Here is a 257-nt window from a genome sequence, read left to right as displayed (position 1 = left end):
CTGGCTTAAGGTCATTTATAGCCCAACCAATCATCCAACAGTAAATCCCGAAGAAGTAAAATATATTGCTTCAGAAGGTGCTTTACTCGACATGGGTGAAAATAGCCAAAATAGTAAAAAAGAGAAAATTACTTGGAGTAAAGTTAAACAATTGCTTGCTTCACGTATGATGCTCGGTATTTTTATTGGGCAATATTGTGTAAATACACTGACCTATTTTTTCTTGACTTGGTTCCCTGTTTACCTTGTCAAAGAAA

General features: G+C 35.0%; 1 pseudogene. It reads left to right on the top strand.

The features are described from left to right. Positions 1-257, top strand: a pseudogene (locus tag AC3II9_RS22060) (MFS transporter); the annotation flags it as partial.

Source organism: Lysinibacillus sp. RU7 (assembly GCF_057837305.1).
This window is presented reverse-complemented; position numbering and strand designations above follow the sequence as displayed.